Consider the following 14,069-nt stretch of genomic DNA (forward strand, 5'->3'; position numbering starts at 1 on the left):
CCTGCGCAAAGCGGTCGAGCGCATTCTAAGTCAGGTCGGTCAAGAATACACCATTACTTTTGCTTAACCCCTTAAAACCCCACTATTGCTTAGTAGTACTCTCATAAACCTTGCGGTAAAGGCTCAGACCTTGCTGTTGCCCAACCAGTTCAACTCGGCTTCCCTGGGAACCTACTTACATGTTTACCGGGATTCTACCCGAACCCTCCCCATCAATGACATGATCAAGCGGAAGTACGCCCTCCAGAAAACCAATCAGGTAGTACTGATTGGCTTTCTCTAACCGACTACTTCCAGCATGGATAGCAGGGTGATGGGAACGTAAAGGAATTCGATTCATTTGTACAAACAAGCCTCGAAGAGGGCCGCTTGTACACAAAACAAATTCACCGACCGCATTTTTGAGTTTAGTTGTTCTGACCAGTTTACTCAACGAACGTATGAAGAAAATGCTAATAATGGGCGCTATCCTGCTGGCCGCTTTAACGAGTGCTCAAGCCCAGAACAAAAACACAGTTCCTGTTACTGATGGAACCACTAAAAACAGTGGTGTTGGAAATGGGACTAACGGCTCCGCTTCTCCCCAGGGTACTTCAGATGCCAAAGGGGCTGTTGGCGCAGACAACGGTACCTCTTATGGAAACCAGACAACTCAGCCCGTGAGTCAAACCATGAGCAAAGAGTCTCGAAAAGAGCGCAAAATTAAGAGGAAAAATAAAACCAATAGCTAAAACCAAAAGCCCCGCCTTCTACTGAGCGGGGCTTTTGGTTACCACGTATCGAATTATCGTTCCACTGCTACATAACATATACGTCATAGCAACGTAGCAAAAACGGTGAACTACTCGCTCTGTCTCGTTTCCGGCCTTAGGATGACGTGAATCTCATTCTCAAACGCGGGTATCGGCTTATCTCTACGCACTTTACTGCTGGCAATGATATCATTGAGCACTCGATCTACTACGTATCGTTCCTTGCTCAACTTGCCTGTTTTGAATTGAAGAACATCGCCTGGCTGATAACGGGGCATGTAATTCAATGCCTGCCGGAAAATTTCAGTATGTGACTCGCAGGTCAGCTCAATCGTATAAATGATTAGTAACTGTTTTACCAGGGAGCTATTATTACCGTAAATTGTAACTTCCATACGCCACGTGCCTAAAACATGTATGGAAGTTACGAAGGAATTTACATTTATTCAAACCCAGACAGGTTTTACTTGCCAAATAGAAAGCAACGTACGGCTATATTTCTGTATCAGGATGAAACGAATGCCAGGAATGCCAGAATTCCTGATAAGCATTCGGTACTGCAGTTAACTGCGTTCCGGCTAACGGACCAGAAACACTACGTCCTCGCCAGGTCCATTGTGAACGTGTTTCCAGGTCGATGAGCTGTCCGGCAACGTAGTGAAACGTGAGTAATCTACTATGGATACGTCGACTCCAAACTCCAAACGATACGTTGTCAGACGAAAGCGCTACCAATACGGGTTCTGATCCAACCGCATCGCTCATGATACGTTTTTCCTGAAGCTGATTCCAGTCGAAGGCTTTAGTGTGATTGCCAGTTTCTACACCAATCACCCATGATTTTGGTTGCCAGGAAACCGAATCCCGTCGGGTCAATTTCCCTTTCGATAAACCGCGTTCGTAGTTTTTCATTTGAGAAAACTCGGTAGCGAACGTAGTGTCAGCCTGCAACACGCGCGTGTTGGGATGTTCGGCGGCCCATTCACGTAGCGTCATCTGCCGGGCCGATAATTCAGGTAAGGTCTGACCACGTAGCGGTCCAGCAATGGCTTCGCCCGTAGCCTGCCGCCACCAGCTTCCCGTATTTTTATCCTCAAACATGGCATTGAAATGGTCCATTCCAACCAGCCGAAATTCATCAGTTTTTCCAGCCGCAACCGGACTAAACACACGTCCAGTTCGGCAAACGGTGCAATACGTAACCATGACGGATTGCCCGCCAACCGTGTCGCGCACCTGATGGTGGTATCCAATTAACTGAATCGGGTAGGCCGTTGCCTGCCCATCTGCTGCAAAACCTAGTACGAGCTTATCCAGGGAAATTTTATTCTGACTCAGGGGCACTACCTGTTTGTGCCTAGGCTGAAGAAACATATGGTCGGCCATCATTTCCTGATTGACCATGTACAGCACTCCGCCATAAACAATCAGTAGTAATCCTGCCACGTAGCGTTGCCACGTCTGGCGCGGTTTAGAAATGACCAGAAACGCTGGATAAGCCAGGAGCAGCAGTCCAAGCACTCGTAGCCAAACACCGTTTGTATGGAGCCAATAGGCCAATTCTACCTGTCCCAGCGATGCCTGCGCAGACGTACCGTCGAGCCCGAGCTGGCTTCCCGGAAAAGGCATGATGAAATAGACACGGGCAATTTCGAAGAGTATTAATAGTAAAGTCAGAATAAAAAATAAGAGAAACGGACGCTTCATCGAAATCGAATAAGTTTAAGGTGGGGTTTACAGGGCAAATGTAGTTAGTTCACAAATTGCTTATCGCACTATTTTCGTTAACTTCCTTAATAAAAGCGAGTTTTGTGATGATTTTGTACAGTTTTGGGATCAACTTTAATGACTGAATTCCCTTCCTGAAGCGAATCCCGAACCTATGCAAAGAAGATTTATCTGGCTAATCATTACGTTCGTTACACTCCTGTGCGGAACCGTATGGAGCCAGAATCTTGTACCCAATAGTAGCTTCGAAACGTATCGTAACTGCCCGCGACTGGACAATCTTCTTCAGGAAGCTATTCCCTGGTATAACCCCAATCGCGCAACGCCTGATTTTTACCATCAATGTTTTCAGACGGGGCAGATGATTCTGCCACCACATTCCGGGGCGGGATTGGCCCGCTTATTCTTTGATCGCGGCTGGGGTGAGTATCTGGGCATTCGCCTGTTGAAGCCGCTGGAAGCCGGAAAGTGCTACTACCTTGAGATGTATGTAGCTACTGATACACCGAATAAGTACCTGACCGAAACGCTCGGACTTCACCTGTCGACACAGCCCTTAACGGCTACGGCCACAACCGAGATGTTCACCGTACGGCCACAGGTTCTGGATCATCTAGCCAATATACCTTCGCTAAAGTGGCAACGTGTTTCAGGTGTTGTTGAAGCTAATGGCAATGAGCAATACCTAACCATTGGGAGTTTTTTCAAGACGCCACCCATGCTGGGATTTTACTACGTGTTCATTGACGACGTAACCGTGGTGCCCATCAACCTTGATCTAGGCAAGGACACAACACTTTGCAGCCGCAGAGCAACCTTGCCATTGAATGCCACTACGCCCGGAGCAACGGATTACCTTTGGAACGATGGGAGCACGAACGCTACGTTGCGAGTAGCCAAAGCGGGAACGTATTCGGTAAAAGTGACAACGCCCTGCAAGATTCTCACCGATACGATACGTATCACGTACGCACTCGATTTTGATCTGGGAGCCGATACTACGCTCTGCAATGGACAAACCGTTACGTTAACCGTTCCGCCTGAGCCGAAAACAACGTATCGCTGGCAGGATGGTAGTGTACAAAATCAACTTTCCGTTAAGCAGGAGGGGCAATATAGTGTTCAGGTATTCCAGGCCAATTGCGTGGCTACCGATACCATTCAGGTTCGTTACATTCCTCCTCCAGCGTTAGAATTAGGGGCCGATCAGGCGCTTTGTGGCGCACAAACGTTTGTCATCAGGCCGACGGTTACCGAAGGGAAATTTACCTGGCACGACCAGTTCGCCGAAACGGAACGTACCGTAAATAGCTCAGGCGTATTCTGGGCTAGTGTACGTAACGCCTGTGCTACTGTAACCGACTCGGTGGTGATTTCGTACGGTGCCTGCGACTGTGTTTTGTATGCTCCATCTACTTTTACTCCGAATGGCGATGGGCAGAATGATACTTTTTTAACCTACGCCTGCGGAGATATAACCATTACGTCATTAACGATTTTCAATCGCTGGGGCGAAGCGATTTTTCAGACAACTGCTGCACCGTTTCAGTGGGACGGGACGTATCATGGAGAGAGCTGTTCATCAGAGGTGTATGCCTGGAGTATTCACTATCAGCAAAAACTGGGGAAACAGATTATTCCCAAACAGGATCAGGGCCAACTGCTGTTACTACGTTAATAACGTCAAGTCAATGAGTGAAAATCGCTTGCTCGTTTCCCCATTGCGTCCTAAAAGTTAAGCAATAAGTAAACAGTATGATTTAATAGGTAACTGGCAAGCTTTTTGTTACATGATAAAGCATACTGTAACAAATTATAGTCGTAATGAGGCTTGTTGTTTTAACTGGTATACTTGGAGTTTGCCTGAGTCAATCCATCTCTGTACAGGGTCAGCAAAAAAAAACGAATATAAAATCTAATGAAGTGGCAACTGCCTGGGCTGATATGACGCTGCATGTAGTGAAAAAAGCCAAGAAAAATAGCCCTACTTACGGCTCGAGGGCCATTGGCTATCTAGGCTTAACCATGTATGAGACTGTAGTTTACGCAGCTCCTGGTCATCGCTCCGTCGCCCGAAAGTTATCACCTGGCCTTTCCTTACCTAAGCCCAAACGCCGGAAATCGATATGCTGGGAATTGGCGCTGAATGCCGGACAAGCCTACATGCTCAAAGCGCTGTATGGCTATACGGGAAGAATCAAGCCCATCGACTCACTGAAACAGTATATTCACGATCGGTATGCAACTGGCCTCAAACCCAAAGATGTAGAACGTTCCGAAAAATTCGGTGAAGCTGTGGCCATTGCCATTTTCGAGTGGTCGAAAAGCGACGGAGGCCATGAGGCATATCAACGTAATTTCCCTTATGAGTATAAACGGCCAAGGGGCGAGGGGTACTGGATTCCACCGTATCATGGACAGTCGTCAAGCAAGTTTCCGCTGCACCCAAACTGGGGTCAGAACCGGACATTTTCCGCACAAAATGGTCGACTTCCCGTCCCAAAACCATTCCCTTATTCTAAAGACACGGCCAGCCAGTATTACAAGCATTATAAAGAAGTTTTCGAACGCAAAAAAATACTGACCGATGAGGACCGGACTATAGTCATGTGGTGGAGCGACGACCCTTCCGAAACGTATGCTCCTCCGGGTCACTCCTATAATCTGGCAACAATTGCCATACGTAAGACCCAGGCCGATTTAGTGAAAGCAGCCGAAACTTATGCAAAGGTGGGCATGGCAGTTGCCGATGCGTTTGTTAATTGTTGGAAAACCAAATTTTCGTTCAATGTAGAACGGCCCACTACGTACATCCGGGCTTCGGTCGATCCGCAAACCCAGTGGAATCCCTGGGAGCCATTTTTTCTTGAGCCACCTTTTCCCGCATTTTATTCGGGTCACGCGGTTCAGTCAGCCGCTACGGCTACCGTCTTGACCGCTATGTTTGGCGATAATTTCGCCTTTGTCGACGATACGCATACGTCGCGCCCCATGCTAGCGTATCAGGTGAAGAACAAATTGCCGGACGGTGCCCCTACGTCGGAAAATTATACGGAATACATGCCGACCTTTACGGACCATACACTTATCTATAAAGCCAGACCTTATAAGTCGTTTTGGGAATCTGCCAAAGAATGCGCTGAATCGCGGTTGCTGGGAGGTATTCATACGCGTCAGGATAATGAAGTCGGCCTGGGCGAAGGCACTAAAATCGCCAACAATATCAATGCGTTACGTTGGCATTAAAGCGTGTAATCTGCATGATTCGGACGTAGTAAACCGACGTATCAATACGAACAAAAATCCAGCTTTGTCGAGTAAAATGACGTAGTATTATCAAATCACGGGCCAAAAACGGCGAGCGAATGGCCAAATGCACAAAATTTAGCTGTAAGCATGAGCGAATCTGCATTAATCTCCGTTATTTCGCAGAGAGTCAAGTTAATTCATTTGAATGGTAGGTATTATTATGGGTAGCCTTTCGGACCGAAAGGTGATGCAGGAGGCTGCTGACGTGCTGACAATATTGGGGGTAAAATGGGAAATGGATATTGTTTCGGCGCACCGTACTCCCGAAAAAATGGTCGACTATGCAAAAACCGCCCGTAGCCGAGGTTTACGGGCAATTGTTGCCGGAGCCGGTGGGGCTGCCCATCTGCCGGGTATGGTTGCCTCACTCACGACCCTTCCTGTGATTGGCGTTCCTGTAAAATCCACTAATTCAATTGATGGCTGGGATTCGGTGTTGTCGATTCTCCAGATGCCAGCCGGTGTACCGGTCGCTACAATGGCGCTCGACGGTGCGCGAAATGCTGGTATTCTCGCTGCTCAGATTGTAGGTACATTTGATGAAACCGTTGCCAGCCGACTCGATCAATTTAAAGAAGAACTCAAAGAAAAAGTGGCCGATATGAGCCGTCAACTCACGAATAATGGACAATAAATATCCTATTTACTACGTCTTTACCATTATTCGACCCACTCGCTACGCCCTGTTTTTTAACTAACCCATGGAAGAAGAAACCCGCACAGCCAATCCTCGCTACCCTGGTAATTCCAGTCTGCCCGCTATTACGCTGACCGTATTGGTGGGGATGATTGCCGCTTTACTCTATATCGGGTACGATTACCTGAAAGACGATACGAACGGATCGGATGAATTGACGAACGTAGCACTCGATACATTGTCGCAGCAGCCATTGGCGCAAAATGACCAGGATGTGCTGATGGCACCCGAAGAAGTCGATACGTCATCATCGCCTGCTCCTGTCGACTTATCGCAGGCAGTTCCACCCGCCGACGCTGAAGAAGCCAACGTAAAAGCCGAAGATGTGGCCGCAGACAACCGGGAAACCACTGGTGGCAAACCAGCTCCTGACGAGAAGCCCGTAGTGGAGAAACCTAAGGAGGGAAAGCCTAAGGAGGAAAAACCCGTTGAAAAGCCGAAAGAAGAAAAACCGGTTGAAAAACCGAAGCCGGAACCCATTGTCGAAAAAGTCGCCGTTAATCCGGGTGGTTCAACCAATACACATACTGTTGGCGCTGGCGAAACCTTTTATGGTGTTGCTACTCGCTATAATATGAAAATCAGTACGTTAAAAGAATTGAATCCGGGGGTTTCGGAGTCGGACGTGAAAGCGGGCGTTACCAAATTAAACGTAAAGGTAATGGCCGTTCACACTGTTGGGCCGGGTGACGTACTGCGGGTTGTGGCGCAGAAATACGGCGTCAGTAAAGAAGCAATCATGCGTGCCAACAAACGCCAGAAAGATATTGCCACAAGAGGGGAGAAGCTCATTATTCCTTTCCCTGACAAACAATAAGTTGTTTCAGACTGATTGCCAACGCAGTTCCATGTTCTTGCCTGAGCGAATCGCCCGGCGGATGACATGGAACTGCGGTTCTTTTTTATATAGCTTTAAAACAGCTGACTAAGCAACAGCAGTCAATTAAAATTATCAAATCATTGTTCTTCGTTCTCTAATTTAGTAACGAGCTCGGCCATTGTATCGATAACCTGCTCCATGCGTTCGTGCCCAACAATAGCGTCGAATTTTGCACGAGCCTCATTCATGCAATTTTCAAGGGCTACAAATAATGCTTTCCCACGTTCGTTCAGAAAAATGATGCTGGAGCGGGAATCGGCCGGGTTTTTCTGTGTGTAGATGTAGCCTTCATCTTCCAGCAAGCCCACTATCTTACTCATCATCTGCTTGGTTACGCAGGCTCGTTTGGCTAATTCATTATTGGTAATGCCGTTTTCCTCAATATTCGACAGGAACATTAAGTAACTCATTTTGAAATCAGTAAAACCAAGCGCGTGCAGACGTGGTTCTATGTAACCACCTGTAAATCGCTTGAGCCGCCAGAATAAACGCCCTACCGAACGCTCCCGAATGAGCCGAAATTGAGCAAAATCAAAGGTTTTTTTGTCTGTTTCCACGAATATTCAACCAAAATAAAGGATGCCGAAACAATCTTACTAAAAAGATTGTACAAATATAGTCAACCTACTTGACTTTATAGTCAACCTAGTTTACTTTTGCATCACTAGTCAAACAAGTTGACTATATAATAGGTTCTGTACCACCTGACCGGTATAGATAAAACGTCCGAACACATGGCAACCTTGACACAAGAAATGGCAACTACAGAAGAGAAAAGTAGTATTCGCACTTATCTACCCCGAATTATTATTGTATTGGTATTATTGGTTGGTGGATATTTTGGCTATCAGGCCTATCAACACGGCAAACATTATGAGTCAACTGATAACGCTCAGATTGAAGGGAATTCCGCGCCCGTACTGGCCCGTGTTGCTGGGTACGTTACGGCGGTGAACGTAGATGATTATGCGACCGTAAAACGGGGGCAACAACTCATAACGATTGATCCACAGGAATATGACGTAGCACTGGCGCAGGCCGAAGCTGATTATCAGCAATCGTTAGCCGACCTTCAGAACGCTCGGGCCGATTTGCAAACCGCGCAGGCCAACGCACGTAACGTAGCACAGAACGCTCGTGTAGCGCAGTCGAATGCGCAGGTGCAGGCCGCCCGACGTGATAAATCGCGGCAGGATTTGCAACGCGACCAGAATTTGTATAAAGAACAGTCGCTGACGAAGAAGCAACTGGAAGATTCGCAGAACAACGCCGAAGTGCAGAATCGTCAGTACAATGCGAACGTAGAGCAGATTACGCTGGCCAAAACGTCGCAGGGCGTAGCGCAGGCTGGTATCGCCAAAGCCGAAGCCAACATCCAGAAAATTCAGGCAGTACTTAAGTTAAAACAGGCTACGATTGATAACGCTAAACTGAAAGTTGGTTACGCACATATTGCCGCACCGATTGCCGGAAAAATTGGTCGTAAGAACGTAGTACCCGGTCAGTACGTACAACCCGGTCAGAATCTGTTCACCATCGTAGCCGATTCTACGTTCTGGATTGTGGCGAACTTCAAAGAAACCCAGCTTGAAAAAATGCAGGTCGGCCAGGAAGTTGATGTTAAACTCGATGCGTATCCAGACCTCGACATCAAAGGTCGTGTATCCTCACTCTCCGAAGCCACTGGAGCCCGCTTCGCTCTTCTTCCTGCTGATAACGCTTCAGGTAACTTCGTGAAAATCACTCAGCGCGTACCCGTTCGTATCGAAATCCTCAATTCGGAAAAATACAAGAATCAGCTTCGTGCTGGTCTAAGCGTAGATGCCGAAGTACGGGTAGTTAATTAGTAGTTATAAAACGGTCCGCCGTTGTGATTGTAGAGTTAAATGGTTGTGAGGTAAGGTTTTTTGTCGGTACTGACGCACTGAACATTACAACCCTATAACTCTATAACCCTACAACATTACAACTCCTTAAAATGAAACAAAGTGGATTTGGCCGTTGGATTGTGGTGATTACCGCAGTCTCGGCCGCCATCATGGAACTGATTGATACGTCCATTGTGAATGTTGGCTTGAATGACATTGCCGGCAATCTGGGCGCAACAATCGAAGACGTATCGTGGGTTGTTACGTCCTATGCCATCGCCAACGTCATTGTGATCCCGATGACGAGCTTTTTGCAGCGGTATTTCGGACGCAAGAATTACTACATCGCATCAATTATATTATTTACACTGGCTTCCTACGGATGCGGATTTGCCTCCGATTTATGGACGCTTGTTTTCTTCCGTTTTTTGCAGGGCGTTGGGGGAGGGGCCTTACTGTCAACTTCTCAGGGATTGATGTATGATGCGTTTCCGCCTTCGCAGCGGGCCGTTGCATCGGCCCTGTTTGGTATGGGAATCGTGCTCGGTCCCACGCTTGGCCCAACGTTAGGCGGCTACATTATCGATAATTACCACTGGAGCTGGATGTTCTATATCAATATTCCAATTGGTATTATCGCCGTCATTCTGAGCCTGGTTTATATCGACAAAAAAGAAGACGAAATAAACATCGATCGTAAGGCAATTCCCATCGACCAGATTGGTATCCTGTTGTTAGCCGTTGGGATCGGTGCGTTACAATACGTATTAGAGCGGGGCGAAGCTGACGACTGGTTTGACAGTAGTGCAATTTTATACCTGACTATTGCAGCCGCTTTTGCCATCCCGGCTTTCATCTGGTGGGAATTGCGCGGAACCAAAGCGCCCGTCGTCGACTTGCGGGTGATGAAAAACCGGAACCTGTTTATTGGTTCCATTCTGGTTGTGGTGGTGGGTTATGGCCTGTTTACGTCAGTCTTGTTATATCCTTTATTCGCCCAACGTATCGTGGGACTAACAGCTACACAGACTGGTAAACTCCTCATTCCTGGTGGTTTAATTACGCTACCAATGTTTGCCATTACGGGCCGGATGCTGGCGAAGGGTGTATCGCCGAGACTCATCGCAGGTGGTGGATACGTAGCATTTGCTACGTTCTGTTTCCTGATGTCAATGCTGAATATGAATGCGACAACCGGTGATTTCATTACCCCACTAATTATCCGGGGCATCGGTCTGGCACTGCTTAACGTACCGCTTATTAATCAGTCGGTATCGACGCTCGAACCGCGCCAGCTACCTACCGGTATTGCCATTGTAAACATGATGCGGCAGATTGGTGGAGCCTTTGGAGTTGCCATTACGAACACCTACGTAACACAACGTACCGCCGTTCATCGGGGCGATCTGGTATCGCACCTGCAACCAGGCGAAATGCTTAGCATGGAACGTATTAATGCCATGACGCAAGCTTTGGTCGCTAAAGGCGTCAACGCAATTGATGCCGTATCAGGTGCCTACAAAAACCTCGACCTGATTGTTTCGCGGCAGGCCTTAATGATCTCATACCTCGATACGTTCCGACTGGCGGGGCTGTTTTTCGTGGTGTCGTTCCCACTGTTGTTTTTACTGAAAAGCAAAAAAATGGATGCAGCCGCTGCCAAAGCAGTAGCCGACTCCGCGCACTAACAATGAAAAATAAACTTTTTATCTCACTGTTCTGGCTGGCTATTGGACTCGTTCATGCTCAGCCACAACCAATACAACTTCCCGATGATTTGCGGGTACTGATTCAGCAGGCTAACACGAATTATCCTGTGCTGAAACAGCAGCAGGAACAGATTCGGGCTGGTGAACTACGTACTGATATTGCTCGTACGGCTATGAAACCCAACGTATCGGGTACGGCTTTGTACCAGTATCTTAATCCAGTAGCGCAAGCTACGTTGCCAGTCGATGGTGTCAACCGGACGCTTCAGTTTCAGCCTAATCACAATGTGAACGCCAATATTGGCGTCGGGCAAACGATTTATGACTGGGGCCGCACGCACGCGTCGGTGCAGCAGGCAGCTGATAACGTACAGGTGCTACGTCGGAGTCTTGAAATTTCGCAGCAGAATCTGGCTTATCAGGTAGCGGCTGCTTACTACGGCATTGGTTTTCTGCAACGTAGTCTGAGCGTGCAGGATTCGGTGATTCACACGGCAGGGGCTAATGTTCAATTGCTGGCTACACGTCTGCAAAATGGCGATGCGCTGCAATATGACGTACTGACTCAACAAGTGCGGGTGAAAGTAGCCCAAAACCGGAAGATTGAGATTCAGAATCAACTGGAGCGGCAATTGGCCTTGTTGACGTATTTGACTGGTAATCCCAGTCCTGACGTTTCTGGAGCCGTAAAGCAGTTTAATCTGGAAACCGCCGGAAACAACGTAACAATGCAGCCTTTTGTGTTGGCTAACGATGCCCAAACAGCATTAGCCGGTAATAAAGACGTTCAACTGGCGCAGGATCGCGTTCGGCAGGCTGAAACCGATATTGTAGTGAATAATCTGGCAGGTCGGCCAAATTTGAGTTTTTCGGGATCGGCGGGATTTCGAAATGGATATCTTCCCGAAATCAATACGCCCAAATTCAACATTGCGGCTGGCGTGTCGTTGGCAGTGCCGATTTATTCCGGGAAACGATATCAGTTGCAGAGTCAGGCGGCTCAGCTAAACCTGAACGCCAGCCGATATGCGGTCGAGAATGCGAATGCGCAGGTTCGGCAGAGTATCGCCCAATTAAATGCTGACATACGTAGCAACCTGACCCGGCTTGCCAACCTCGAAACACAGGTGTTGCAATCGAAAAAAGCGCTTGAAATTGCCAACGCCCGACTACGTAACGGGGTCATTACCAATGTAGAGCTGCAAAGTGCCGAAACGGGCGTAGAAGAAGCTGAACTGGGACGTCTCAATTTTCAATATCAACTGCTGCTAAATCAGTTGGAGTTGAAACGGCTGTTGGGTGATACGTTGGTCGGACAATAAAAAGTTGTTAAAATTTCAGCAACGTATATACTAAACTGACCACAAAACGAATTGTATAAGCGTATAGGAGGTTGAAACTAAACGGAAACAGCACGGTATGAAAGAGCAAGTGATTGAGATCCTGAAACAATTTGGTGTAGCCGAGTCGGCTATTACGGAACAGACCCATTTCACCCGTGACCTGGGTTTAGATAGCCTCGACAGTGTTGATTTAATAATGCAACTGGAGCAAACATTCGGTATCCGCATTCCCGACGAGGACTACCTTAAATTAACCACTATGCACGGTGTATTAACGTATCTGGAAGCGGAACAAGCTATCGCCTGAGTTACCGTTTTTGTAAGTACATCTTTTCGATAACCCAACCGCCGAAGGAAAGCTAGTCAGGCTTTCCTTCGGCGGTTTTATGAATTCGACTACCTTGCCTAATTAATGTGAGTTATGAGTAAGCATTAGGTTAAACAACTGATTTGGAGCGTATTGCTGACGCGTGGGGCTTCGACAGGCTCAACCTGACAGGCCCTTGAAGTCCATGAGTCGAGCTGACTTGTTAGGCTGAGCCTGTCGAAGCCCCACGCGTCAGCAATACGTTCACTTACCCATTAATTATTGACTCGGGATAAGTTATACTCTTCAGGTCCTTTCGCCGAACTGATAGTTGCCGTCAGAATAAACTCCCGTTCCGACTTCTCTGTGATGACCACATGAGACCCCTGGCTTATCTGGGCCACAAAATAGTATTGTTTACCAGACTCGAAATGAAGAAAATAAGGTTTGTTGTTGATTACGAAGCCTAAACTGTCTCCATTAGTCTGAATAATTGTCCACGTACGCGACCTGATACGTAGTGGAGTTGATTCGTTAAGTATCGTCTTGATTTCAATAGGGATGCCGGCAATGCCATTATAAATGTGAATTTTGGCAGGAGAGAGCGACTGGGCGCTGGCAGACAAACTCAGCCAATATGCAATGGCTAAAACTCCGAATAATTTTTTCATAGCGTTAACCTTTGTATAGATGAATATACAAAAATCAACATTATTTCCAGGATTATTTTCTTATTAAACTTCCATGCTTACCAGCGCATTACCACGTAACACCGGTACTACGTCGTAAAGGTCGTGCTGGAGGCAGTAGGTGATGTCTTTCTGAATGCCTAATCGCTGAAGGCGTCGGATGTGCGACGCATTGGCCATATAGCCCACCAGATTATCTTTGCCCTGCGTATACAATCGCCATGCCATAATGGCGCTATCTTCGGCCATGGCGTAACTGTCTTTCAGCCGGTCGACCAGCGCGCCGGCAAAAAGTGTATCTTCCAGATTAACACGGCCTTTCCAGCCAGCGCAAAGTACCATTACGTCGTATCCTTCGGTTTTCAGGTAGCGAACAATAGCGTCCAGATTCAGAAACGACCCAACCAGCACTTTCACCGCAGATCGCGAGCGGGTAATGGCTAACGTACCATTAGTAGTAGTCATCGCTACGTTAGCTCCACGGATGCGCTCGTCCATATACGTAAATGGCGAATTATCGAGTTCAAAGCCTTCTACCTTACGGGCGTTACGTTCGGCAGCGGCCAGATAGCCCCGCTCCTGCAACTGCTGGCATTCTTCTATCGTCGCGACAGGAATAATACTATTAACCCCATAAGCAAAGGCCGTTACCATGCACGACGTAGCACGGAACACATCGGCAACTACGACGATTGTATTTTCAACGGTGTGGAGGTAAAGTAAATCAGGAGTTAAGCAAACGTCAATTTGTTTCATATATCTGAACCGGGATTTAACGGATTTAGGG

Annotated in this window: 15 protein-coding genes; 9 read left to right on the forward strand and 6 right to left on the reverse strand. The window is 47.5% G+C overall.

Annotation, left to right across the window (positions count from 1 at the left end):
- Positions 1-175: 175 nt before the first annotated feature.
- On the reverse strand, positions 176-340 hold the full coding sequence (locus IC229_RS31870) for a hypothetical protein (protein ID WP_190892514.1): 165 nt from the start codon (positions 338-340) through the stop codon (positions 176-178).
- Between the two features lie 100 nt (positions 341-440).
- On the opposite strand from IC229_RS31870, the gene IC229_RS31875 reads away from it, so the two are divergent.
- Complete coding sequence (locus IC229_RS31875; protein WP_190892516.1) at positions 441-731, forward strand: hypothetical protein; 291 nt, start codon at positions 441-443, stop codon at positions 729-731.
- 110 nt (positions 732-841) lie between these two features.
- On the opposite strand, the gene IC229_RS31880 is transcribed toward IC229_RS31875, so the two are convergent.
- Both IC229_RS31880 and IC229_RS31885 read right to left on the reverse strand, forming a co-directional pair.
- Positions 842-1,147, reverse strand: coding sequence for a hypothetical protein (locus IC229_RS31880; protein WP_190892517.1), 306 nt, complete (start codon positions 1,145-1,147; stop codon positions 842-844).
- A gap of 97 nt (positions 1,148-1,244) precedes the next feature.
- Complete coding sequence (locus tag IC229_RS31885; protein WP_190892518.1) at positions 1,245-2,459, reverse strand: DUF3179 domain-containing (seleno)protein; 1,215 nt, start codon at positions 2,457-2,459, stop codon at positions 1,245-1,247.
- Between the two features lie 175 nt (positions 2,460-2,634).
- On the opposite strand from IC229_RS31885, the gene IC229_RS31890 reads away from it, so the two are divergent.
- The 4 genes from IC229_RS31890 to IC229_RS31905 all read left to right on the forward strand — a co-directional run bounded on the left by IC229_RS31890 (position 2,635) and on the right by IC229_RS31905 (position 7,303).
- On the forward strand, positions 2,635-4,158 hold the full coding sequence (locus tag IC229_RS31890) for a T9SS type B sorting domain-containing protein (RefSeq protein ID WP_190892519.1): 1,524 nt from the start codon (positions 2,635-2,637) through the stop codon (positions 4,156-4,158).
- Positions 4,159-4,403: 245 nt separating this feature from the next.
- Positions 4,404-5,726 carry a vanadium-dependent haloperoxidase gene (locus IC229_RS31895; protein ID WP_317171680.1) on the forward strand — a complete coding sequence of 441 codons (1,323 nt, stop codon included), beginning with the start codon at positions 4,404-4,406 and terminating at the stop codon, positions 5,724-5,726.
- A gap of 208 nt (positions 5,727-5,934) precedes the next feature.
- The gene (gene purE / locus IC229_RS31900; RefSeq protein WP_190892521.1) at positions 5,935-6,423 is read left to right on the forward strand and encodes a 5-(carboxyamino)imidazole ribonucleotide mutase; all 489 of its coding nucleotides are present in this window, start codon (positions 5,935-5,937) and stop codon (positions 6,421-6,423) included.
- Positions 6,424-6,490: 67 nt separating this feature from the next.
- The gene (locus IC229_RS31905; RefSeq protein WP_190892522.1) at positions 6,491-7,303 is read left to right on the forward strand and encodes a lytic transglycosylase; all 813 of its coding nucleotides are present in this window, start codon (positions 6,491-6,493) and stop codon (positions 7,301-7,303) included.
- Between the two features lie 140 nt (positions 7,304-7,443).
- Here IC229_RS31905 and IC229_RS31910 read toward each other — a convergent pair whose 3' ends face one another.
- A complete protein-coding gene (locus tag IC229_RS31910) occupies positions 7,444-7,923 on the reverse strand; it encodes a MarR family winged helix-turn-helix transcriptional regulator (RefSeq protein WP_317171681.1) in 480 nt (159 codons plus the stop codon).
- Between the two features lie 177 nt (positions 7,924-8,100).
- Between IC229_RS31910 and IC229_RS31915 the strand changes: the two genes are divergently transcribed.
- The 4 genes from IC229_RS31915 (at position 8,101) to IC229_RS31930 (ending at position 12,593) form a co-directional block, all read left to right on the forward strand.
- Positions 8,101-9,213, forward strand: a complete 1,113-nt coding sequence (locus tag IC229_RS31915; protein ID WP_190892523.1) for an HlyD family secretion protein — start codon at positions 8,101-8,103, stop codon at positions 9,211-9,213.
- A gap of 131 nt (positions 9,214-9,344) precedes the next feature.
- On the forward strand, positions 9,345-10,922 hold the full coding sequence (locus tag IC229_RS31920; protein ID WP_190892524.1) for a DHA2 family efflux MFS transporter permease subunit: 1,578 nt from the start codon (positions 9,345-9,347) through the stop codon (positions 10,920-10,922).
- A 2-nt stretch (positions 10,923-10,924) separates the two neighbouring features.
- On the forward strand, positions 10,925-12,265 hold the full coding sequence (locus tag IC229_RS31925; RefSeq protein WP_190892525.1) for a TolC family protein: 1,341 nt from the start codon (positions 10,925-10,927) through the stop codon (positions 12,263-12,265).
- 97 nt (positions 12,266-12,362) lie between these two features.
- On the forward strand, positions 12,363-12,593 hold the full coding sequence (locus IC229_RS31930; RefSeq protein ID WP_190892527.1) for an acyl carrier protein: 231 nt from the start codon (positions 12,363-12,365) through the stop codon (positions 12,591-12,593).
- A 275-nt stretch (positions 12,594-12,868) separates the two neighbouring features.
- Here IC229_RS31930 and IC229_RS31935 read toward each other — a convergent pair whose 3' ends face one another.
- Positions 12,869-13,264 carry a hypothetical protein gene (locus IC229_RS31935; RefSeq protein WP_190892528.1) on the reverse strand — a complete coding sequence of 132 codons (396 nt, stop codon included), beginning with the start codon at positions 13,262-13,264 and terminating at the stop codon, positions 12,869-12,871.
- A gap of 63 nt (positions 13,265-13,327) precedes the next feature.
- Positions 13,328-14,038, reverse strand: coding sequence for a 2-phosphosulfolactate phosphatase (locus tag IC229_RS31940; RefSeq protein ID WP_190892530.1), 711 nt, complete (start codon positions 14,036-14,038; stop codon positions 13,328-13,330).
- Positions 14,039-14,069: the final 31 nt, after the last annotated feature.

It is taken from the genome of Spirosoma profusum (assembly GCF_014699005.1).
GTDB classification, from domain to species: domain Bacteria; phylum Bacteroidota; class Bacteroidia; order Cytophagales; family Spirosomataceae; genus Spirosoma; species Spirosoma profusum.